At 60.7% G+C, this 23,376-nt stretch carries 19 protein-coding genes; 14 read left to right on the plus strand and 5 right to left on the minus strand.

The features are described from left to right. Positions 1–85 precede the first annotated feature (85 nt). The 5 genes from EXW71_RS26560 (at position 86) to EXW71_RS26585 (ending at position 8,490) form a co-directional block, all read left to right on the plus strand. Positions 86–1,006: an NAD synthetase gene (locus EXW71_RS26560; RefSeq protein ID WP_134661000.1), complete on the plus strand. Its 921-nt coding sequence runs from the start codon at positions 86–88 to the stop codon at positions 1,004–1,006. Further along, on the plus strand, positions 1,003–1,452 hold the full coding sequence (locus EXW71_RS26565) for a hypothetical protein (RefSeq protein WP_134660999.1): 450 nt from the start codon (positions 1,003–1,005) through the stop codon (positions 1,450–1,452). Before EXW71_RS26560 ends, EXW71_RS26565 begins: the two co-directional genes overlap by 4 nt. Positions 1,453–1,640: 188 nt before the next feature. Beyond that, positions 1,641–4,931 (plus strand): DUF2126 domain-containing protein, encoded by a 3,291-nt coding sequence (locus EXW71_RS26570; protein ID WP_134660998.1) that lies wholly within the window; start codon positions 1,641–1,643, stop codon positions 4,929–4,931. Positions 4,932–5,113: 182 nt separating this feature from the next. Beyond that, entirely contained in the window at positions 5,114–7,600 is a 2,487-nt protein-coding gene (locus EXW71_RS26580; protein ID WP_134660996.1) for a circularly permuted type 2 ATP-grasp protein, read from the plus strand. Further along, positions 7,600–8,490: a transglutaminase family protein gene (locus EXW71_RS26585; protein WP_134660995.1), complete on the plus strand. Its 891-nt coding sequence runs from the start codon at positions 7,600–7,602 to the stop codon at positions 8,488–8,490. Before EXW71_RS26580 ends, EXW71_RS26585 begins: the two co-directional genes overlap by 1 nt. 43 nt (positions 8,491–8,533) lie before the next feature. Here the strand turns inward: EXW71_RS26585 and EXW71_RS26590 are convergent, their stop codons facing one another. Further along, entirely contained in the window at positions 8,534–8,716 is a 183-nt protein-coding gene (locus EXW71_RS26590; RefSeq protein ID WP_134660994.1) for a hypothetical protein, read from the minus strand. 332 nt (positions 8,717–9,048) lie between these two features. Here EXW71_RS26590 and azu point away from each other — a divergent pair, with 332 nt between their 5' ends. Then, positions 9,049–9,495, plus strand: coding sequence for an azurin (gene azu / locus EXW71_RS26595; RefSeq protein ID WP_134660993.1), 447 nt, complete (start codon positions 9,049–9,051; stop codon positions 9,493–9,495). Positions 9,496–9,538: 43 nt separating this feature from the next. Here azu and EXW71_RS26600 read toward each other — a convergent pair whose 3' ends face one another. The 4 genes from EXW71_RS26600 to EXW71_RS26615 form a co-directional block, all read right to left on the minus strand. After that, positions 9,539–9,877 carry a hypothetical protein gene (locus tag EXW71_RS26600; RefSeq protein ID WP_134660992.1) on the minus strand — a complete coding sequence of 113 codons (339 nt, stop codon included), beginning with the start codon at positions 9,875–9,877 and terminating at the stop codon, positions 9,539–9,541. A gap of 118 nt (positions 9,878–9,995) precedes the next feature. Continuing rightward, complete coding sequence (nadE, locus tag EXW71_RS26605; RefSeq protein ID WP_123716101.1) at positions 9,996–10,823, minus strand: ammonia-dependent NAD(+) synthetase; 828 nt, start codon at positions 10,821–10,823, stop codon at positions 9,996–9,998. Positions 10,824–10,826: 3 nt separating this feature from the next. Next, positions 10,827–12,041, minus strand: coding sequence for a nicotinate phosphoribosyltransferase (pncB, locus tag EXW71_RS26610; RefSeq protein ID WP_123716100.1), 1,215 nt, complete (start codon positions 12,039–12,041; stop codon positions 10,827–10,829). 137 nt (positions 12,042–12,178) lie between these two features. Continuing rightward, positions 12,179–13,075: a LysR family transcriptional regulator gene (locus tag EXW71_RS26615; RefSeq protein WP_123716099.1), complete on the minus strand. Its 897-nt coding sequence runs from the start codon at positions 13,073–13,075 to the stop codon at positions 12,179–12,181. A 154-nt stretch (positions 13,076–13,229) separates the two neighbouring features. On the opposite strand from EXW71_RS26615, the gene EXW71_RS26620 reads away from it, so the two are divergent. From EXW71_RS26620 to EXW71_RS26660, 8 genes are all read left to right on the plus strand, one after another. Beyond that, positions 13,230–14,720: an aldehyde dehydrogenase family protein gene (locus tag EXW71_RS26620; RefSeq protein ID WP_134660991.1), complete on the plus strand. Its 1,491-nt coding sequence runs from the start codon at positions 13,230–13,232 to the stop codon at positions 14,718–14,720. Between the two features lie 111 nt (positions 14,721–14,831). After that, a complete protein-coding gene (locus tag EXW71_RS26625) occupies positions 14,832–16,115 on the plus strand; it encodes an FAD-binding oxidoreductase (protein ID WP_134660990.1) in 1,284 nt (427 codons plus the stop codon). 374 nt (positions 16,116–16,489) lie between these two features. Continuing rightward, on the plus strand, positions 16,490–17,623 hold the full coding sequence (locus EXW71_RS26630) for a branched-chain amino acid ABC transporter substrate-binding protein (protein WP_134660989.1): 1,134 nt from the start codon (positions 16,490–16,492) through the stop codon (positions 17,621–17,623). A gap of 199 nt (positions 17,624–17,822) precedes the next feature. Further along, positions 17,823–18,737 carry a branched-chain amino acid ABC transporter permease gene (locus EXW71_RS26635; RefSeq protein ID WP_010213575.1) on the plus strand — a complete coding sequence of 305 codons (915 nt, stop codon included), beginning with the start codon at positions 17,823–17,825 and terminating at the stop codon, positions 18,735–18,737. A 2-nt stretch (positions 18,738–18,739) separates the two neighbouring features. Next, the gene (gene livM / locus EXW71_RS26640; RefSeq protein WP_123716096.1) at positions 18,740–20,017 is read left to right on the plus strand and encodes a high-affinity branched-chain amino acid ABC transporter permease LivM; all 1,278 of its coding nucleotides are present in this window, start codon (positions 18,740–18,742) and stop codon (positions 20,015–20,017) included. Continuing rightward, on the plus strand, positions 20,014–20,889 hold the full coding sequence (locus EXW71_RS26645) for an ABC transporter ATP-binding protein (protein ID WP_134660988.1): 876 nt from the start codon (positions 20,014–20,016) through the stop codon (positions 20,887–20,889). Before livM ends, EXW71_RS26645 begins: the two co-directional genes overlap by 4 nt. Next, positions 20,886–21,602: an ABC transporter ATP-binding protein gene (locus tag EXW71_RS26650; protein ID WP_123716095.1), complete on the plus strand. Its 717-nt coding sequence runs from the start codon at positions 20,886–20,888 to the stop codon at positions 21,600–21,602. Before EXW71_RS26645 ends, EXW71_RS26650 begins: the two co-directional genes overlap by 4 nt. Before the next feature lie 778 nt (positions 21,603–22,380). Beyond that, a complete protein-coding gene (locus EXW71_RS26660; protein WP_134660987.1) occupies positions 22,381–23,145 on the plus strand; it encodes an SDR family oxidoreductase in 765 nt (254 codons plus the stop codon). Positions 23,146–23,376: the final 231 nt, after the last annotated feature.

The raw sequence follows: 23,376 nt of genomic DNA on the forward strand, positions 1-23,376 counted from the left end.
AAGGTGGCGGCCGTTAAATCGCCTTTGCGGGCTTGCTCGCCAAAGCGCCAGTTCAGTCTCCACCCATTTCAAGGAAGAACACCCCATGGGCAGCCCCCTGGCCGGTATCGGCATGGACTCGAACCGCTCGCAGTTCATGGCGCGCCAGCGCATTGAAAGCCAGATGAACCTGCCGCGCCTGTTTGCCGCCATCGACGCCGACCCCGGTATTGTGGGGGCGGGTGTGGTGTATATCGATGCCGACTTCAATGTCGTCACCCTGCGCGAATTCCAGCCCATCTGCAGCATCGCACCCAAGCGTGTGATCCTGCGTGAGGCGCAGAAGTACATCGCGCCAACGCAATTCGCCCAGCAGGTGCAAGACAACCCACGTGAATCCCGATTAGTGGACGAAGCGGTCAATACCACGCTGTCGTGTGGTGGCGCGGTCATCGGTTGGATTGTGGTGCTCAGTGGTTCCGTCGCGGTCCCGTTTTCGGCAGGGGCCAGTTCGGTGGTCGTGGCGCTCGGCTACACAGCCGCGGCAGCCAGTTCAGTGCAGTGTTTTGCCAGCGGCTATCGCACGGTCAATGAGATCCGCAACCCCGCGCGCAACGATCAGCTCGACAGTGAGGAGTGGTACCAATACACCATGATTGCCCTGGATGCGGCGTCGTTGGTTGGGGTGGGTTCATCGGCGTTGGCAACGGTCAAGCTGGTGCGGCTGAATAAGGCCGCTACCGGAAAAAGTGTAAGAGAGGTACTCAGGGGGCTGAACCGACAGGAACGCGCCAAATTGACCAAAGAACTGCTGAGCATCAACGACCCACGCCTGACGTCCAAGATGCTCAAGTTGAAGCAGTTGTCGGGTGAGTTGCCCAAGCGGTTCACGCCTACCGAGGTCAGGCATGCAACCGTTACGGCGATCAAGGATGCCGTGGGCGCGACCGTCGGTTTTACCGGCAGTGCGGTGTCAGGGAACGTGCGCACGATCGCCGTAGGGCTGTATGAGGAGATCAAAGAATGAACGAGCTGCCCAGCATTCGCAGTTTTCTGTCGACGTATTTTCCGGTCTTCATGGGGGCGATATTTGCCTGCATTTTCACCCTCGTGCTTGCGGTTCCGGTGTTCTTCGACAGCTATATGCCAAGCTTGTCCATGGCAGATAACGCCAAGTACTCCTTCCTGCTGGGTATCGCGCTCACGCTAGTGATTGTTCACTGCAATTTCATGATTGCACGCGGGCGTCCCCAATGGACGTGGCCGTTGGTGGTGCTTTTGGGGGTGTGCTTTGTGGGTGTATTGCCAACCCTCAATGATCAACCGAACGGGGTGATGTATTCCTTGAGTCTGTTGTTGCCATTGCTTGGGCTATTGCTGCTCAACAGCAAACGCCACCGCGAAATGCGTCAGAAACTGATCGAAGTCCGTCGCCTGCGCCAGGCCATGATTGCCCGACACAAACACCGTTGACTGGGTAGATTCACCACCCCACCCTCGCACGTGTGCCACAAATATGTGCGAGCCTCGCACCACGTCACCACCCCTGGCGCCGTTTTGGTGCTGTACTGCACCGGGTCTTACGATAAAGCGCAATGGCTGCCGCTCTGGCATAAGTCTTGCGCGCGTTGTTTCCATGCCCTGGCTCGCAGGAGGCCGCCGTGTCGATTCATGTCGCGTTGCACCACGTTACGCATTACCGCTACGAGCGGGCTGTCGAACTCGGCCCGCAGATCGTACGTTTGCGCCCCGCAGCCCACAGCCGCACGCGGATATTGTCCTATGCGTTGAAAGTGCTGCCCGAGCAGCATTTCATCAATTGGCAGCAGGACCCCCAAGGCAATTACCTGGCGCGCCTGGTGTTTCCGGAAAAGACTGACGAGCTGCGTATCGAAGTCGATCTGGTCGCCGAGATGGCGGTGTTTAACCCGTTCGACTTTTTCCTCGAGCCCTACGCCGAAAAAATCCCGTTCGCCTACGCCGCCGATGAGCAGCGTGAGCTGGCCCCGTACCTGGAAACCCTGCCGCTGACGCCGACGTTTGCCGCCTACCTGGCCGGCATCGACCGTACGCCATTGCTGGCAGTGGACTTCCTGGTAGGGCTCAATCAGCGCCTGGCCGCCGATATTGCTTACCTGATCCGTATGGAACCCGGCGTGCAGACGCCGGAGTTCACCCTGGAAAACGCTTCCGGTTCGTGCCGCGACTCGGCCTGGCTGCTGGTGCAATTGCTGCGCAACCTCGGGTTGGCGGCGCGATTTGTGTCCGGCTACCTGATCCAGCTGACTGCCGACGTCAAAGCCCTGGACGGCCCGTCCGGCACCGAAGTGGACTTCACCGACCTGCATGCCTGGTGCGAAGTGTATTTGCCCGGTGCGGGATGGATCGGCCTGGATGCCACTTCCGGTCTGTTTGCCGGTGAAGGGCATATCCCTTTGGCTTGCAGTCCCGATCCATCCTCTGCCGCGCCGATCAGTGGGTTGGTGGAACCGTGCGAGTGCGAATTCACCCATGAAATGTCGGTGGAGCGCATCTGGGAAGCGCCACGGGTGACCAAGCCCTACACCGAAGAGCAGTGGCTGGCGATCCAGGCCCTGGGCCGGCAGATCGACAGTGACCTGCTCAAGGATGACGTGCGCCTGACCATGGGCGGCGAACCGACTTTCGTCTCCATCGACGACCCCGACGGTGCCGAGTGGAACACCGCCGCCCTGGGGCCGGATAAGCGACGCCTGTCCGCCGAGCTGTTCCAGCGCATGCGCAAGCACTACGCGCCGCAGGGCCTCGTGCATTTCGGCCAGGGCAAGTGGTACCCCGGCGAGCAATTGCCGCGCTGGTCGCTCAACTGCTACTGGCGCCGCGACGGTGTGCCGATCTGGCACAACACTGCCCTGATCGCCGACGAGCAGGAAGACTATGGCGCTGATGACGCAATGGCCGGACGCTTCCTGGCCAGCGTCGCCGAACGCCTCAAGTTACCCACCCGTTTCGTGTTCCCGGCCTTCGAGGACAATTTCTACTACCTGTGGCGCGAGGGCGCGCTGCCGCAGAACGTCACCGCCCAGGACTCGCGCCTGGGCGACGAGCTGGAGCGTGAACGCCTGCGCAAGGTATTCAGCCAGGGCCTGGATAAAGTCATCGGCCACGTGCTGCCGCTGGCGCGCACGGCGGCCAATGATCGTTGGCAGAGCGGGCGCTGGTACTTGCGCGATAACCACTGCCGGCTCGTGCCGGGGGATTCGCCGCTCGGCTATCGCCTGCCATTGGCGTCGCAGCCATGGGTGAGCGCGGCGGAGTATCCGTTCGTGCATCCGACTGACCCGAATCAGGATCAACATGAGCTGCCTTCCAATGGGCAACTGCAGAGCCTCGGCGAACCCGCACCCAGCGCCGAGCGCGTGCCTAACGTGGATGAGTCCGCCGATTGGCTGACCCGCACCGCACTGTGTGCTGAAGCGCGGGGAGGGCGCCTGTATCTGTTCATGCCGCCGCTGGAACGCGTCGAGGATTACCTGGCGCTGGTGGCCGTCATCGAAACCACCGCCGAAGAGCTGCATTGCCCGGTCCTGCTCGAAGGCTACGAGCCACCGTTTGACATGCGCCTGAGCAACTTTCGTATCACGCCGGACCCGGGTGTGATCGAGGTCAACGTGCAACCGTCCGCCACCTGGGACGAGTTGGTGGAGCGCACCGAATTCCTCTACGAAGAGGCGCGGCAAACCCGCCTGACCACCGAAAAGTTCATGATCGACGGGCGCCACACCGGCACCGGGGGTGGAAATCACTTTGTGTTGGGCGGCGCGACGCCCAAGGATTCACCGTTCCTGCGCCGGCCTGATCTGCTGCGCAGCCTGATCAGCTACTGGCACAACCATCCGTCGCTGTCCTACCTGTTTTCCGGGCTGTTTATCGGCCCGACCTCCCAGGCGCCGCGGGTGGACGAGGCGCGTAACGATGCTCTCTATGAGCTGGAGATCGCTTTTGCGCAAATGCCTGCGCCGGGCGAAGAGTGCCCGCCGTGGTTGGTCGATCGCCTGCTGCGCAACCTGCTGATCGACGTGACGGGTAACACCCATCGCGCGGAATTCTGCATCGACAAGCTCTATTCGCCCGACGGTGCCACTGGCCGGCTGGGCCTGCTGGAACTGCGTGCCTTTGAAATGCCCCCCCATGCGCGCATGAGCCTGACCCAGCAATTGCTGTTGCGTGCACTGGTCGCACGTTTCTGGCGCGAACCCTATGCGCCGCCGAAGCTGGCGCGTTGGGGCACTGAGCTGCATGACCGTTTCCTGCTGCCGCACTTTATCGAGCAGGACTTTGCCGATGTGATCGTCGAGCTGAATGCCGCCGGGTATCCGCTGCGTGCCGAATGGTTTGCGGCGCACCTGGAGTTTCGTTTCCCCAAAGTCGGCGACTACGCGGTCGGTGGCATCGAGCTGGAACTGCGCCAGGCCCTCGAACCCTGGCACGTGCTGGGTGAAGAGGGCGCGGTGGGCGGCACGGTGCGCTACGTGGATTCGTCTTTGGAACGTCTGCAAGTGAAGCTCAACGGGCTGCCGCCGCAACGCTACCTGCTGACCTGCAACGGCATCCCGGTGCCGCTGCAAGCCACGGGGCGGGTGGGTGAGTTTGTCGCCGGCGTGCGCTACCGCGCCTGGCAACCGGCCAACTGCCTGCAACCGACGATCCCGGTGCATGCACCGCTGGTGTTCGACGTGCTCGACACCTGGATGCAGCGCTCCCTGGGCGGTTGCCAGTATCACGTGGCCCATCCGGGCGGGCGTAATTACGACAGCTTGCCGGTGAATGCCAATGAAGCCGAGAGCCGGCGCATGGCGCGGTTTTTCCGTTTGGGGCATAGTCCCGGAAAGCTCCCTGTACCTTCTCTGGTGATTAACGACGAGTTGCCCATGACCTTGGACCTGAGACGCTTCCCCCATAAAAATGACTGACGCCGATCAACGATGAGAACACGCTTCCGTGGCGAGGGAGCTTGCTCCCGCGGGGCTGCGTAGCGGCCCCAGAGATCCAGGGAGCGCTTCGCACTCCAGCGGGAGCAAGCTCCCTCGCCACACAGCGCTTGTCCACATTAGACTGCGGTGACTTTGACCTTCCTTGCCCTGCCGAGCGTTCCATGTCCGATTTGCTCGACCGTTACCCGCTGACTGCGGGCACTTATCACGAACTGCTGGACGACAGCGGCACGGTGCGCGCCCATTGGCAGCGCCTGCTCGACCACTTGCAACGCAGTACGCCCGCGCAACTGGCCCAGCGTCAGGCGCTGTTGACCCGGCAAATCCAGGAAAACGGCGTGACCTACAACGTCTACGCCGACCCCAAGGGCGCCGACCGCCCGTGGGAACTGGATTTGCTGCCCCATGTGCTGGCTGCCGATGAATGGCAGCACCTTGCTGCGGGAATCGCCCAGCGTGCGCGCTTGCTCAATGCCGTGCTGGCCGACCTCTACGGTCCGCAACGCTTGATCACGGAGGGCCTGCTGCCGGCCGAGCTGGTGTTCGGGCATAACAACTTCCTATGGCCGTGCCAGGGTATCCAGCCGCCGGAGGGCGCTTTTCTGCACCTGTATGCCGTGGACCTGGCGCGCACACCGGATGGGCGCTGGTGGGTCACCGCCGACCGGACACAGGCGCCGTCGGGGGCGGGTTACGCCTTGGAAAACCGCACCATCGTGTCCCGTGCCTTCCCCGACTTGTACCGCGATCTGCAAGTGCAGCACCTCACAGGTTTCTTCCGCACCCTGCAGGAAACCCTGGCTCGACAGGCGCCTGGCGATGACCAACCGCCGCTGGTCGTGCTACTCACCCCTGGGCGGTTCAACGAAAGTTATTTCGAACACCTCTACCTCGCACGCCAATTGGGTTACCCGCTGGTGGAGGGTGGCGACCTGACCGTGCGCGACAGCACGGTCTTCCTCAAAACCCTCAGTGGCCTGCGTCGGGTGCACGCGATCATGCGCCGGCTGGATGACGACTTCTGCGACCCGCTGGAATTGCGCACCGACTCGGCTCTCGGCGTGCCCGGCCTGCTGGATGCCGTGCGCCAGGGTAACGTGCTGGTGGCCAATGCCTTGGGCAGCGGTGTGTTGGAATCCCCGGGTCTGCTCGGTTTCCTGCCGAAGATCAACGAGTTCCTGTTTGGCGAAGAACTGATCCTGCCGTCCATCGCCACCTGGTGGTGCGGTGAGGGGCCGGTGCTTGCAAAAGCCTTGGAAAAACTCCCGGAGTTGCTGATCAAACCGGCGTTTCCTTCGCAAAGTTTTACCCCGGTATTCGGTCGTGACTTGAACGACGAACAACGCGAGGCCCTGGCCGAACGCATGCGTGCGCGCCCCTACGCCTATGTCGCCCAGGAGCTGGCGCAACTGTCCCAGGCACCGGTGTGGCATACCGTGGATGACCATCTGCAACACCGCGCCATTGGCATGCGTGTGTACGCCGTGGCGAGTGATGAAGGCTATCGTGTGCTGCCTGGCGGGCTGACCCGCGTGGCGGCTGAGGCGGATGCCGAAGTGGTGTCGATGCAACGCGGTGGCGCCAGTAAAGACACCTGGGTGCTCGGCGAACGTGCCGCGGGTGGCGAGCATTGGCGTGCGCAACGGGCAATCGGCGTGCATGACCTGGTGCGCCGCGACCCTTATCTGCCGTCACGGGTGGTGGAGAACCTGTTCTGGTTTGGCCGTTATTGCGAGCGCTGTGATAACAGCGCGCGCTGGCTGCGCATCGTGTTGGCGCGGTATGTCGACGGCGACGACCCTCGGGCGTTGCAGGCCGCGGTCGAGCTGGGTGACAGCCTGCGCTTGCTGCCGGAGGAGGGTGAGTTACCTGAGCGCCTGTTGGCAGCCTTGCTCGGCGATGACTGGCCGTCGAGCCTGCGGGCCAATCTGCAGCGCTTGCAATGGGCGGCGTCCCAGGTGCGCGGTAAGTTGTCCCGGGAAAACTGGCAGGCGCTGGTGGAGTTGCAGCGCGAAGCCCTGGAGTTGGAAAGCGAAGTGCCGGATTTCGGCGAGTTGCTGGATTTCCTCAATCGTCTGGTGATGTCGCTGGCGGCGCTGTCCGGGTTTGCCCTGGACGATATGACCCGCGACGAAGGCTGGCGTTTCTTGATGATGGGGCGGCGTATCGAACGCCTGCAATTTCTCAGCAGCAGCCTCGCCGCGTTCCTGCGTGGCATGGCGGTCTTCGATCAGGCGGGGTTGGAGTGGTTGTTGGAGCTGGGTAACAGCAGCATCACCTACCGTTCTCGCTACCTGGCGGTACCGCAGTTGATCCCTGTGCTCGACTTGCTGCTGCTGGATGAGCAGAACCCCCATGCCGTGCTGTTCCAGCTCAAATTAGTGAGCCGGACCCTGCGTCGCCTCAATGATGACTTTGGAGTGCCGCGGGAACTCGGCCTTGGGCCGTTGGTGGAGCGCCTGACGCGTTTCGACCTGGGCTGCCTGGAGAACCCGCTGTTCGGCGAGTCCAGTGTACGCGCCGCGTTGGACGGCCTGGCCGACCTGCTGCAAGCGGTGGCCGATGAGAGTGGGCAGGTGTCGGATCGCCTGGCGTTGCGTCACTTCGCCCATGTAGATGATGTCAGCCAACAGACGGTGTCGGTGTGATGAGTGCGCGCTACCAGATTTTCCATGATACCCATTACCACTATGACAGCCCGGTGTCCCTGGCCCAGCAACTGGCACATCTATGGCCTCGGCCCTGTGCCTGGCAGCGCTGCAGCTTGCAGCAACTGGACATCAGCCCGCAGCCATCCTCGCGGCGTGATGAGCTGGACGTGTTCGGCAACCCGATCACCCGTCTTGCGTTTGAACGGCCTCATGACGAGCTGCTGGTGAACGCAGGGCTGACCGTGGAGGTGCTGGCGCGGCCGGCGCTGGACTTTCAGCAGTCGCCGGCCTGGGACCAGACCCGTGACAGCCTGACCTACAGCAGCCAGCCGATGTCGGCACAACTGATCGAAGCCTGCCGCTATCGCTTTGAATCGCCGTACGTGCACCTGAAGAAAACCTTCGTTGAGTTCTCCGAAAGCTGTTTCCCCAGAGGCACGCCATTATTGTTGGGGGCGCGAGCGCTGATGGAGAAGATCTTCAGTGAGTTCACGTTCGATGCCGAAGCTACCCAGGTCGCCACACCGCTGGTGGAAGTGCTGGAGCGCCGTCGCGGTGTCTGCCAGGACTTCGCGCACCTGATGCTCGCCTGCCTGCGTTCGCGTGGCCTGGCGGCGCGCTACATCAGCGGCTACCTGCTCACCCAGCCGCCGCCTGGTCAGCCACGCCTGATCGGCGCCGATGCGTCCCATGCCTGGGTTTCGGTGTATTGCCCGGTGTCGGGCTGGGTGGATTTCGATCCGACGAATAATGTGCAGCCGGCACTGGAGCACATCACCCTGGCCTGGGGCCGGGACTTTTCCGATGTGTCGCCGTTGCGAGGGGTGATTCTGGGAGGAGGGAGCCATGACCCGGAAGTGCGGGTGACGGTGATGCCGCTGGAGTAGCAGATTGTGGTGAGCCGGGCGGGCCTGCTCACCACAAAGGAATTTATTCAGCCGGATCTTTTGGTGTTTCAGACGCGTCGTTCGTCTCTTCAGTATCCACATCCTGGTTCAGACCGTCGGTCTCTCCTTCTGCAGCGGCTTTCTTGCGTTGCAGTTTTTCCTCTTTCTTCTGCTCCTTGGCCAGGTCTCTCTGACGTTTGGCGAAGGAGTAATTAGGTTTGGCCATGGGCGATCCTCTAGGGTCGAAGGTGAGGGTGGCGGCGTGCAGCTGCCTTGGGTTGCCATGGTATCAGCTTAGCAGCGCGCTTGGCCTTCACTTACCGCAGGCGTAGGCAGCGAACAGGCCGTTGAAGAGTTGGTTGAGGTGCATGGCTCGGACTCCAGTGGGTGATGGGCCGATCATAGTCAGCGTGTGGCACTTTGGCTGGTTGATTGTGTCGATAAGTCTGATAGCCTAAAGTTGTATACAATTTGTTGACTCAGGTCATACACATTTCTGCCTGCTTGAGGCACCCTTGTCGCAATACGCGTTTTTTAAACCCTGCCTTGGAGATTCACATGTTTGCCAAACTCGTTGCTGTTTCCCTGCTGACTCTGGCGAGCGGCCAGTTGCTTGCTGCAGAGTGCAAGGTCACCGTCGACTCCACTGATCAGATGTCCTTTAACACCAAGGCCATTGAAATCGACAAAAGCTGCAAGACGTTCACCGTGGAGCTGACCCACTCCGGCAACTTGCCGAAAAACGTCATGGGCCATAACTGGGTGCTGAGTTCGGCTGCCGACATGCCTGGCGTCGCCAGCGACGGCATGGCCGCCGGTATCGACAAGAACTACCTGAAAGACGGCGACACCCGCATCATCGCCCACACCAAGATCATCGGTGCCGGCGAGAAAGACTCGGTGACGTTCGACGTGTCGAAGCTGGCGGCGGGTACTGATTACGCGTTCTTCTGCTCGTTCCCAGGCCACATCTCGATGATGAAAGGCACTGTGACCCTGAAGTAAGCCGACATCGGTCAAAAAAAGCGCCTTTTCAGGCGCTTTTTTTTCAAGGTCGTATCAGTTCGAAAGATTCAAGGTCGAGGCCCAGTTCCATGTGATGGTGCGTCAGTCTTTTTTCAGCCCTGTCCATGAAATGGACAGGGCGCGCACCGCCCGTCTGAGATGTCCCACGGCAGTCGAGCATTTGCCGGGACTCAGTGATGAGGCTTTCTTGCCAATCACAGCTGGCCTGGGCTGAGTTATCGGTGAAAAAATTGGGTAGGCGTTTGCTGTCATAGACTTCGGGTGATTGTTCGTTGAGTGACTCAGGAGGCGTTAAGTCGAGCGCCGCGCTTACCGGCGTTGAGGCAAGGAGTGCAATCAGCATAATAGGTGTGTGCGACATACCGGGCATTCCAACGTGGGGTAGGTCACGAGACTGCAATGAGGCCTTGGTGCATTCAATAATCAGTGAGTGAATCAGACCGTTCCCACGCAAGTGTGAGAACGGTCTAGAGGCAGGTTCACGGCGCGAATGGCATGACTCGTTTGTGCTCGGTCTTGCGATAGGTATCGCAGATGATCTTGAACGCTTCCTCACGTACCGGCTCACCATGCAGGAACGCATCGATCTCGGCGTACGTCACCCCGTGGGACGCCTCGTCCGGCTTGCCCGGCGACAGGTCTTCCAGGTCGGCAGTCGGTACCTTCTCCACCAACGACTCCGGCGCGCCAAAGTGGCGTGCAATCGCCCGCACCTGATTTTTCACCAGCCCGCTCAACGGCGCCAAATCACAGGCCCCGTCACCGAATTTGGTGAAAAAGCCCATTACCGCTTCTGCCGCATGGTCGGTGCCAATCACCAAGCCACCTGCCGCGCCGGCGATGGTGTATTGCGCCACCATCCGCATGCGTGCCTTGGTGTTGCCCAGCACGAAATCGCGGGATACCGCCGCCTTGCCTTCAAACGCCGCCACTTCATTGGCCAGGGCTTTCACCGCCGGGCCGATGTTCACGGTGTGGCGCTCATCCGGCTCGATAAAGTCCACCGAAGCCTGGGCATCGAGTTCGTCGAACTGGGTTTCGTAAGGCAGGCGCACGGCGATAAAGCGGTAGGCCTCGTCACCGGTGGTGGCGCGCAGTTCCTTCATGGCGCGCTGGGCCAACAGGCCTGCGGTCAGGGAGTCGACGCCGCCGCTGATACCCAGCACCAACGTCTTGAGCCCGGAATTGCGCAGGCAATCCTGGATAAAAGCCACGCGGCGAGCCACTTCGGCCTCAAGGGCGGCCTGGTCTTTGAACGGCGCTTGGACCTTGAGCTGCTGCGCAATCTCACGCTGTACGGCTTGCATGATTCACTCCTTGCTGGATAGGGCAGGTACTTTGAAAACGTGACGCAAATAGGCGACGAAGTTCGGATCGGTGCAATGAGTCTTGCCCGCTTCATCGGAGATTTTCGCGACGGGCTGGCCATTGCAGGCCGTCATTTTAAGCACGATGCTCATCGGCTCAACCCCTGGAATATCACAGGTCAGGTTGGTGCCGATGCCGAAGCTCACATTGATCCGACCTCGCAGCGCCCGGAATATCTCCAGGGCCTTGGGCAGTGTCAGGCTGTCGGAGAACACCAGGGTCTTGCTCATCGGCTCGATACCGAGCTTGTGGTAGTGGGCGATGGCTTTCTCGGCCCATTGCACAGGGTCGCCGGAATCGTGGCGCAGGCCATCGAACAGCTTGGCGAAATACAAATCGAAGTCGCCGAGGAACGCGTCGGTGGTGATGCAATCGGTCAGCGCGATGCCCAGCAGACCACGGTATTCGCGGACCCAGCAATCGAGCGCGGCGATCTGGCTGTCGATCAGGCGCGGGCCGAGTTGCTGGTGCGCCATGATCCACTCATGGGCCATGGTGCCCAACGGTTTCATGCCCAGCTCCCGGGCCAGGTGCACGTTGCTGGTACCGACGAATCGACCGGGGAAGTCGTGCTTGAGCACATTGACCACTTCTTCCTGCACCCGGTACGAGAAGCGTCGGCGCGTGCCGAAGTCGGCCACTTGCAACTCCGACAGCTCGTCGCTGCTGGCGTTGTCGGTCAGCCAGTCGAATTTGCGATACAGCTGCTCGCGGGCCTGTTCGAGGATCACGGTCTGATAGCGATAGCGGTTACGCACTTCGCTGACGATGGCCAGCATCGGCACTTCAAACAGGATCACGTGCAGCCACGGCCCGCGCAGGCGGATGAACAACTCGCCGTTCTCGATGCCGGTCTGCACGTAACGCAGGTTGAAGCGGAACAGCCCGAGAAAGCGCAAAAAATCCGGCTTCATGAAGCTGATGCGCTCCAGGAAGCCCAGTTGGTCCTGGCTCAGGCTCAGTTCGGCAAGACGCTCGATCTGGTAGCGGATTTCCGCCAGGTACGGGCGCAGGTCTTCGCTGTTACGGCAACGGAATTCCCATTCAACTTCCACGTTGGGGTAGTTGTGCAGCACCGCCTGCATCATGGTCAACTTGTAGAAGTCGGTGTCGAGCAGGTTCTGCACGATGCGATCGGCAAACACACTCTCGCTCATTATGGGAGTCTCCAAATGGGTCGGCGATGGGCGCCGGCCTTTACGCTCTATTAAGGAATGGCACTAGTGGCGCATAGACCCGTGGGGTTTTGCCAGTCATTTTTTTGCCAAGGCCACTGGCTTGCAGGCGACGTGCCTCAAACTGATTCGACTTGCTCCATCATCCACTTCACAAACTCGCGGACTTTCGGCACCTCCGCCGAATGCTCCGGATAGGCCAGGTAATACGCATCCTGGCTCGGCATTGCATGCTGCCAGGGAATCACCAGCTTGCCCTCGGCCAATTCCTCCTCCACCAGAAAACGCGGCAGCAGCGCCACGCCACAACCCACCTGCGCCGCACGAATGCACATATAGAACGTGTCGAAACGTGGCCCATGGTAGCTGTGCTCGGTCTGGTAGCCCTGGCTGGCGAACCAGTCGTGCCAGCCCTGGGGGCGTGAGGCGTTTTGCAGCAGGACCAACTCGCTCAGTTGGGTGGGATCGCTGAACGGTTTGGCCGGCAGGCTCTCCGGCGCGCACACCGGTACCAATTCCTCGCTGAACAGTCTCAGGCTCTCGGTGCCGGGGCGTGAGCCCTGGCCGAAGTAGAAGGCCATGTCGGCCTTGCCTTGCAGCAGTTCATCGGGGTCCTGTTCGTTGCACAGGTCGAGGTGGATCTGCGGATGGCGCAGCCGCCAACCCTTCAGGCGTGGCACCAGCCAGCGTGCGCCGAAGGTGTAGGGCGTAGAGACGCGCAACACCTCGGTCTCGCCGCCGTAGGAACGCAGGTAGTGGGTGGACATCTCCACTTGCGTAAGGATCTTGCGTACTTCCACCAAGTACAGATCCCCCGCCGGCGTCATCTGCAGGCGACGGCGCACGCGGCGGAACAGCAGGTGTTGCAGCAGTTCCTCCAACTGCGCCACTTGCTTGCTCACCGCGCTCTGCGTGAGGTTCAACTCCTCCGCCGCGCGGGTAAAGCTCAAATGGCGGGTGGCGGCTTCGAAACACTGCAGGGCGGTGATCGAGGGCAAATGTCTTTTGTTCAGCACGGCGTGCCTCTTTTTATGCTTTGCATGAATAAACGGAATGATATCTCGCCTAATCGTCGTTTGTTGGCAAGTCTTGGGCCAGCTACAAATAAGCTCTGGATCGCCGTGCTGGCCGCGGCGCAAATTTTCTGTTTGCAGATTGAAGGAGCGACCCATGGTTGCCGCATTGCTTGACCGTCTCGGGGTAAACCCGGCGTTGTACCAGTCGGGTAAACAACCCGTGCATTCGCCGATCGATGGCAGCCGTATCGGCAGCGTGCATTGGGAAGGTGCCGCCGAGGTGGAGCAACAGGTCAGTCGCGCCGAGCATGCATTCGAAGCCTGGCGCAAGGTGCCGGCCCCGCGGCGTGGCGAGCTGGTGCGCCAGTTCGGTGATGTGCTGCGCGAATACAAGGCCGACTTGGGCGAACTGGTGTCCTGGGAGGCGGGCAAGATCACCCAGGAAGGCTTGGGTGAAGTGCAGGAGATGATCGATATCTGCGATTTCGCCGTCGGCCTGTCCCGCCAGTTGTACGGCTTGACCATCGCTTCCGAGCGCCCCGGCCACCATATGCGGGAAACCTGGCATCCGCTGGGTGTGGTCGGTGTGATCAGCGCGTTCAACTTCCCGGTGGCCGTGTGGGCGTGGAACACGACGCTGGCGCTGGTGTGCGGTAACGCGGTGATCTGGAAACCGTCGGAAAAGACCCCGCTCACCGCCCTGGCCTGCCAGGCGCTGTTCGAGCGCGTACTGAAGAATTTCAGCGATGCACCGCCGTACCTGAGCCAAGTCATCATCGGCGGCCGCGATGCTGGCGGCGCGCTGGTGGATGACCCGCGTGTAGCGCTGATCAGCGCCACCGGCAGCACCCGCATGGGCCGCGAAGTGGCACCCAAAGTCGCCGCGCGGTTTGCCCGCAGCATCCTCGAGCTGGGCGGCAACAACGCCATGATCCTCGGCCCGAGCGCCGACCTGGACATGGCCGTGCGTGCCATCCTGTTCAGCGCCGTCGGCACCGCCGGGCAGCGTTGCACCACCCTGCGTCGCCTGATCGCCCATGAGTCGGTCAAGGAAGAAATCGTCACCCGTCTCAAGGCCGCCTACTCCAAAGTGCGCATCGGCCACCCGCTGGAAGGCAATTTGGTCGGCCCGCTGATCGACAAGCACGGTTTTGAGAATATGCAGGACGCCCTGGAGCAGGCCCTGAGTGAGGGCGGCAAGGTGTTCGGTGGCAAGCGTCAGTTGGAAGACAAATTCCCCAACGCCTATTACGTGTCGCCCGCCATCGTGGAAATGCCCGAGCAAAGCGACGTGGTGTGCACCGAAACCTTCGCGCCGATCCTGTACGTGATCGGCTACAGCGACTTCAATGAGGCCCTGCGCCTGAACAACGCCGTGCCGCAAGGGTTGTCCTCGTGCATCTTCACCACTGACGTGCGCGAAGCTGAGCAGTTCATGTCGGCGGTGGGCAGTGACTGCGGCATCGCCAACGTCAACATCGGCCCGAGCGGCGCGGAAATCGGTGGCGCATTTGGCGGTGAAAAAGAGACCGGTGGCGGGCGCGAATCGGGTTCGGATGCCTGGCGCGGGTACATGCGCCGCCAGACCAATACTGTCAACTACTCGCTGGAGTTGCCGCTGGCCCAAGGCATCACCTTCGACTGACCACTGTCGAAACGCGGTTAAAAATGTGGGAGCGGGCTTGCTCCCACATTGATTGGTTTACCAGGTCGAAACTGAATTCAGTTGTTTGTTAGGTCTCATCGGAGTCTGGCAATGGCATTACGCGAAGCATGTTTGTGGGAACACCTCACGCCCGGCCGGCCCGATCGCGCTGCACTCAGCGGCGAACTCAAGGTGGATGTGTGCGTGATCGGCGCCGGGATCACAGGGTTGTCGGCTGCCGTTCACTTGCTGGAGCAGGGCAAAAGTGTCGCCGTACTGGAGGCACATCGCACCGGCCACGGCGGTTCGGGGCGTAACGTCGGGTTGGTCAATGCCGGCATGTGGATCCCGCCGGACGAGATCGAAGCCGGTTTCGGCGAAGCGGTGGGCAGCCAGCTCAACCGCATGTTGGGCGCGGCACCATCCCTGGTGTTCAGTCTGGTCGACAAATACAACATCGATTGCCAATTGCGCCGTGAAGGCACCTTGCACATGGCGCACAACGCTCGTGGCGAGGCGGATTTGCGCAGCCGTGAAGAACAATGGAAGCGCCGTGGCGCGCCGGTCGAGCTGCTCACCGGGCAGGCTTGCGAACAGGCCACGGGCACCCGCAAGATCGCCGCCGCGCTGCTGGATCGACGTGCCGGTACCTTGAACCCAATGGCCTACACCACGGGTTTGGCGAATGCCGCAGTGGGCCTGGGTGGGCAGCTGTTTGACCATTCTCCGGTCACCCGGCTTGAGCGCCAGGGCGCGCAGTGGTGCGTGCAGACCGCGCAAGGCGCTGTGCAGGCGGCACAGGTGGTGATCGCGTCCAATGCCTACACCGAGGGTGAATGGACCGAGCTGCGCCGCAACTTTTTCCCCGGTTATTACTACCAGGTCGCTTCGGCCCCGCTGACGGACGACGTCGCCCAACACATCCTTCCCGGTGGGCAGGGCTCTTGGGACACGCGGCAGGTGCTCAGCAGCATCCGTCGCGATGCCGACGGGCGCCTGTTGCTCGGCAGCCTGGGCAACGGCAGTCAGAAACCCGCGTGGTTCCTCAAGGCGTGGGCCGATCGGGTGCAGCAGCATTACTTCCCGTACCTCAAATCGGTGCAGTGGGAATACACCTGGACCGGCTGCATTGCCTTCACCCCGGACCATTTGATGCGGCTGTTCGAGCCTGCCCCGGGCCTGGTGGCCGTCACGGGCTATAACGGGCGTGGCGTGACCACCGGCAGCGTGGTCGGCAAGGCGTTCGCCGACTACCTGTGTCACCAGAATCCCCAGGCGTTGCCGATTCCCTTTGCACCGATGCAACCGTTGGCCGGGGTGGGCCTGCGCAGTTGCCTGTATGAAGCCGGATTCTCGCTGTATCACGCGGGGCAATGCCTCAGGATCGTGATCTGATCGGCGAGATACCTGTCAAAAGCCTGCATTTTCTTAGCAGGCTACCCATCTGTATTGGTGCAAGTCGTAGCAATCGCGCACTGTAAATGTGCAGTTCCGTTACGCACGTTGTTACAGCTGTAGGAACTGTCGTTTATCGGTCTGGTTGCAGGTGCGACCTGCTCGGGTTGTACTTTTTCGCTGCAAAGGTTGCACCTCCTCAAGCTAGACGGTTGCACGTCCTGGCGAAAGGAGCCGAAACGCCCGCAATAACAATGACACCGTGTCTTTTTGAAGAATAAAAACGTAATGGCACGCGCCTTGCTCTGGGCTTTAAGTGGAAAGTTTGAATGCAAGTTGTCGTGCCAAAAATCAAAAATATCGGAGCACCACTCATGTCCCAGACGTTTTACAAGAAAGGTTTTCTGGCTCTCGCCGTCGCAGCGGCGCTGGGTGTTTCTACGTTTGTTCAAGCTGATGTGAAGATTGGCGTGGCCGGCCCGATGACGGGCGCCAACGCAGCTTTCGGTGAGCAGTACATGAAGGGTGCCCAGGCGGCGGCCGATGTCATCAACAAGGCCGGCGGTATCAATGGCGAGCAGATCAAGCTGGTAGCCGGTGATGACGCGTGTGAGCCCAAGCAGGCCGTGGCCGTTGCCAACCGCCTGGCGGACCAGGACAAAGTGATCGGCGTGGTCGGGCACTTCTGCTCGTCCAACACCATCCCGGCATCCGAGGTCTACGACGAAGCGGGCATCATCGCGATCACCCCAGGCTCCACCAACCCACAAGTGACCGAACGCGGCCTGGGCGCCATGTTCCGTATGTGCGGGCGGGACGACCAGCAAGGTATCGTTGCCGGCGATTACATCGTCGACGTGCTCAAAGGCAAGAAAGTCGCCGTCATCAACGACAAGGACACCTACGGCAAAGGCCTGGCCGACGCCACCGCTGCCCAGTTGACCAAGCGCGGCGTGAAGCCTGTGCTGGAAGAAGGCCTGACCCGTGGCGAGAAAGACTTCAGCGCCCTGGTCACCAAGATCCGCTCCCTGGACGCCGACGTTGTGTACTTCGGCGGCCTGCACCCGGAAGCCGGTCCTTTGGTTCGTCAGATTCGTGAAGCGGGCCTCAAAGCCAAGTTCATGTCCGATGACGGCGTAGTGACCGACGAACTGGCGAAAACGGCCGGCGGCAACCAGTACGTAGAAGGTGTCCTCATGACGTTCGGCGCCGATCCTCGCTTGCTGCCTGACAGCAAAGCCGTGGTGGATGAGTTCCGCAAGGCCGGTTATGAGCCGGAAGGCTACACCCTGTACGCCTACGCCTCGATCCAGGCCCTGGCCGCCGGCTTCAACGGTGCCAAGTCCAACAAGGGCGAAGACGCCGCCAAGTGGCTCAAGGCTCACCCGGTGAAAACCGTCATGGGCGAAAAAGCCTGGGATGCCAAAGGCGACCTGAAAGTCTCCGACTACGTGGTTTACGAGTGGGATAAAGACGGCAAATACCATCAGTTGGAAAAGCAGAAGTAAGCCCTGAGCACCCCAGTTCCAATGTGGGAGGAGCTTGCTCGCGATAGCGCAGTGTCAGCCGCACATGCATGACTGACCCAACGCAATCGGGAGCAAGCCCCCCCCCGCAGGAAGTGGGGTTGTTATTGAGATCTGTTTTTTCCTCCAGAAGTGCCGCACACCCACCGGTGTGCAGGTGCTCACCGCGTGAGATTGCGTTATGGATGGTATTTTCCTGCAGCAACTGGTCAACGGCCTGACCCTCGGGTCGGTCTATGGCCTGATCGCCATCGGCTACACAATGGTCTATGGCATCATTGGCATGATCAACTTCGCCCACGGCGAGGTTTATATGATTTCCGCTTACCTCGCGGCGATCAGTCTGGCACTGCTGGCTTACTTCGGCATCGAATCCTTCCCGCTGCTCATTCTCGGCACCTTGATCTTCACCGTGGTCGTCACTGGCGTTTACGGTTGGGTCATCGAGCGTGTCGCCTACAAACCCCTGCGTAACTCCACCCGCCTGGCACCGCTGATCAGCGCCATCGGGATCTCCCTGATCCTGCAGAACTACGCGCAGATCGCCCAGGGCGCCAAGCAACAAGGTATTCCCACCCTGCTGGCCGGGGCCTGGCGTGTCGACATCGGCAGCGGGTTCGTCCAGCTCACGTACACCAAGGTGTTCATCCTGGTCGCTGCCTTCGCGGGCATGGCCCTGCTGACCTACGTGATCAAGTACACCAAGCTCGGCCGCATGTGCCGCGCTACCCAGCAAGACCGCAAGATGGCCTCGATCCTGGGCATCAACACCGACCGGGTGATCTCCTACGTGTTCGTCATCGGCGCCGCCATGGCCGCGCTGGCCGGCGTGCTCATCACTCTCAACTACGGCACCTTCGACTTCTACGCCGGCTTCATCATCGGCATCAAGGCGTTCACCGCAGCGGTACTCGGCGGCATCGGCTCCCTGCCTGGGGCGATGTTGGGCGGGATCATCCTCGGTATCTCCGAGTCGTTGTTCTCGGGGTTGATCAACTCTGACTACAAAGACGTGTTCAGTTTCTCCCTGCTGGTGGTGATTCTGATTTTCCGTCCCCAGGGCCTGCTTGGTCGCCCACTTGTGGCGAAGGTGTAAACATGTCTGCTGCCAAATCTATCGATATCAAGAAAAGTGTGGTCGATACGGTCCTCGCCGGGCTGATTTCGCTGATCGTGTTCGGTCCCATCGTCGGCGTGGTCCTCGACGGCTACAGCTTCAACCTGGAACCTGCCCGCGTGGGCTTGCTGGTCGCCATCGTGATGGCCGGTCGCTTCGCCATGAGCCTGTTCCTGCAAACCCCCAAGGGCGTGAAGATCCTGCAGGGTTTCGAGAGCAGCGGTTCCGGCGTGCACGTGCTGGCACCGGATTACAAGTCGCGGCTGCGCTGGATTATCCCGGCACTGATCGTGATTGCCATCGTGTTCCCGATTTTCGCCAACAAGTACCTGCTGACCGTGGTAATCCTCGGGCTGATCTACGTATTACTGGGCCTGGGCCTCAATATCGTGGTGGGGCTGGCCGGTTTGCTCGACCTGGGTTACGTGGCGTTCTACGCCATCGGTGCCTATGGCTTGGCGCTGGGTTATCAATACCTTGGGCTGGGGTTCTGGACGGTGCTGCCGTTGGCGGCCATCGCGGCGGCATTGGCGGGGTGCATTCTCGGGTTCCCGGTGTTGCGAATGCACGGTGACTACCTGGCCATCGTGACCCTGGGCTTCGGTGAAATCATCCGGCTGGTGCTGAACAATTGGCTGTCGTTCACCGGTGGTCCGAACGGCTTGCCGGTGCCATCGCCTACCTTTCTCGGCCTCGAATTCGGTAAGCGTGCGAAGGATGGCGGGGTGCCGTTCCATGAGTTCTTCGGCATCGACTACAACCCCAACATCAAATTCATGTTCATCTATATCGTGTTGTTCCTGGTGGTGCTGGCCGTGCTGTACATCAAGCATCGCCTGACCCGCATGCCGGTCGGCCGTGCTTGGGAAGCGCTGCGTGAAGACGAGATCGCCTGCCGCTCCATGGGCCTGAACCACGTGCTGGTCAAGCTCTCGGCGTTCACCATCGGTGCTTCCACTGCCGGTTTGGCCGGGGTGTTCTTTGCCAGCTACCAGGGTTTCGTCAACCCGTCGTCGTTCACCTTTTTCGAGTCGGCGCTGATCCTGGCCATCGTGGTATTGGGCGGCATGGGTTCGACGGTGGGCGTGGTCATCGCGGCGTTCGTCCTGACTGTCGCGCCGGAATTGCTGCGTAGCTTCTCCGAATACCGCGTGCTGCTGTTTGGCGTGTTGATGGTGGTGATGATGATCTGGCGCCCACGCGGCTTGATTCGGATCAGCCGCACGGGTGTGACGCCACGCAAGGGGGTCGCACCATGAGCAAGGAAATCGTGCTGTCCGTGGAAAACCTGATGATGCACTTCGGTGGCATCAAGGCCTTGAGCGATGTGAGCCTCAAGGTCGAACGCAACTCGATCTTCGCCCTGATCGGCCCCAATGGTGCGGGCAAGACCACCGTGTTCAACTGCCTCACCGGTTTCTATAAAGCCAGCGGCGGCAAAATCGAACTCAACGTGCGCGGCAAGCAGACCAACGTGATCCAGTTGCTCGGTGAACGCTTCCAGCCCGTCGACTTCGTATCGCCGAAAAGCTTCTTCAGCCGGGTGTACTACAAGATGTTCGGCGGCACCCACCTGGTGAACCGTGCAGGTCTGGCACGCACCTTCCAGAACATTCGCCTGTTCAAGGAAATGTCGGTGGTGGAAAACCTGCTGGTGGCCCAGCACATGTGGGTCAACCGCAACATGCTTGCGGGCATCCTCAACACCAAGGGCTACCGTAAGGCCGAAAGCGACGCATTGGACCACGCCTTTTACTGGCTTGAAGTGGTGGACCTGGTGGACTGCGCCAACCGCTTGGCCGGCGAGCTCTCCTACGGCCAGCAGCGCCGCCTGGAAATCGCCCGTGCCATGTGCACCCGGCCGCAGATCATCTGCCTGGACGAACCGGCAGCAGGCCTCAACCCCCAGGAAACCGAAGCCCTCAGCGCGATGATTCGCCTGCTGCGCGACGAACACGACCTCACGGTGGTGCTGATCGAACACGACATGGGCATGGTGATGAGTATTTCCGACCACATCGTGGTGCTCGACCACGGTAACGTGATTGCCGAAGGTGGGCCGGACGCGATCCGCAACGACCCGAAAGTGATTGCCGCCTATCTGGGCGCCGACGAGGAGGAGCTGGTATGAGTGCACCTATCCTCGAAATGAAAGACCTGGACGTGTACTACGGCCCGATCCAGGCCCTGAAGAAAGTCTCGCTGCACATCAATGAAGGCGAAACCGTCAGCCTGATCGGCTCCAACGGCGCGGGGAAATCCACGCTGCTGATGTCGATCTTCGGCCAGCCACGGGCCGAGTCGGGCCAAATTCTCTACAACGGCATCGACATTACCCACAAGACGTCTCACTACATCGCCTCCAATGGCATTGCACAGTCGCCGGAAGGGCGGCGGGTGTTCCCTGACATGACCGTTGAGGAAAACCTGCTGATGGGCACCATCCCCATTGGTGACAAGTACGCGCAGGAAGACATGCAGCGCATGTTCGAACTGTTCCCGCGGCTCAAGGAGCGGCGTACCCAACGTGCGATGACCATGTCTGGCGGCGAACAGCAAATGCTCGCTATCGCCCGTGCGCTGATGAGCCGGCCCAAGTTGTTGCTGTTGGATGAGCCGAGCCTGGGCCTGGCGCCCATCGTGGTGAAGCAGATCTTCTCCACCCTGCGCGAGCTGGCGTCAACCGGGATGACCATTTTCCTGGTGGAGCAGAACGCCAACCATGCGCTGCGCCTATCGGACCGAGCCTATGTGATGGTCAACGGGGAAATTCGCCTGACAGGCACCGGTAAGGAATTACTGGTGAATGAGGAAGTGCGCAACGCCTACCTGGGTGGCCACTGATCTGAATAACCACGCAGTACCCTGTGGGAGGGGGCTTGCTCCCGATGGCGGTGTATCAGTCAGCACACCTGATGCTGACACCGTTATCGGGAGCAAGCCCCCTCCCATATTGGTTTTTTGGGGTCGCTTTCGAAATTGTGGAAAACAAATCCGGCCACCCTCCAAAGCGCGACATATAGCCGCCGCAAATCCCTGTTTTGTCACAGTTTTGACTTGTCCCCATCCGCTGTGGAACCGGCTGTGGGTAACGTGGTAGTAGCTGTCTGGAGGCCTTTAACCGCGTGGCTTGCAGCGTGATGGTCATTTTTTGATCAGGGTCTTTTTCGCGACAACCCATGAGGTTTGTCAACCTGTTTAAAGACACAGGTATATGACCGGTTTGTGTCGGTAAGGCCTGTGGATAAGTCTGTGATTAAACTCTGGAAAGACTGCCGCAGAGGCCGAACTGACTGGCCTGGAGCCATCGCTCGGATTTTCTCTGTCATCCCGGGCCTACATACGCCCCCGCTCAGGTCAAGCAAAAAACTTTCTAAAATACCCTGGAGCCCTTGTGCAGAGCGGCCTGAGCTATTTTCTATTTGCCCCCAAAGACTGTGGGCGCAGCTGTGGATAACCTGCGTGCATATGGCTGCAGGCCACGGTTCATAAGGGTTTGCTTGATATGGTTAAAAAGTGATCAGCTGCGGCGCAAAGTGTGTGCTTAACGGTTGCCGCAATCCCGGGGTAAGGGCATTCTGCTGGCTGATTTTTTCCCCTCGATGCCCGCAAGGAGAACACCATGTCCGACACGCTGTTTATTACTGGCGCAACTTCAGGTTTTGGCGAAGCCTGTGCCCGTCGTTTTGCCGACGCCGGTTGGAAACTGGTGCTCACCGGCCGTCGCGCCGACCGCTTGAATGCTCTGGTCGAAGAGCTTTCCAAGCAGACTGAAGTGCATGGCCTGGTGGTGGACGTCCGGGATCGCAAGGGCATGGAAGACGCCATCGCCAACCTGCCGCCTTCGTTTGCCAAGCTGCGCGGGCTGATCAACAACGCCGGCCTGGCTGTGGGGACCGACCCTGCGCCCAAGTGCAACCTCGACGATTGGGAGACCATGGTCGACACCAACATCAAGGGCCTGTTGACCACCACCAACTTGCTGCTGCCACGCCTGATCGCCTACGGCCGCGGTGCCGGCATCATCAACCTGGGCTCCATCGCCGGTAACTACCCGTACCCGGGCAGCCATGTATATGGCGGTTCCAAGGCATTCGTGAAGCAGTTCTCGCTGAACTTGCGCTGCGACCTGCAAGGTACCGGCGTGCGTGTGACCAATATCGAGCCGGGCTTGTGTGAGAGTGAGTTTTCGTTGGTGCGCTTCGGCGGGGACCAGGCGCGCTACGACGCTACCTATGCCGGCGCCGAGCCGATCCAGCCGCAGGACATTGCCGACACGATCTTCTGGGTGATGAACACGCCGGCGCATGTGAACATCAACCGCCTGGAGCTGATGCCGGTGAGCCAGACCTGGGCTGGTTTTGCGATTGAGCGCGGGGCCAAGTAAGGCTTTAGACCGTGTCGCTGTCATCCTGTAGGAGTGAGCTTGCTCGCGAAAAACCCGACAACGCCGCGTTGAATCAGGAAACCAACGTCATCGTTAACGACCTTCGCGAGCAAGCTCGCTCCTACAGAAGGTCTCGACTGACTGGCCATCGGGCTTGCTCCCGATGGCGTCAAATCGGCCAAAACACGGCATAAGGTATACTCCGCCGCCTGAAAGCCCCTCCGCATCGTG

It is taken from the genome of Pseudomonas sp. BCA17 (genome assembly GCF_004519405.1).
Taxonomy (GTDB): domain Bacteria; phylum Pseudomonadota; class Gammaproteobacteria; order Pseudomonadales; family Pseudomonadaceae; genus Aquipseudomonas.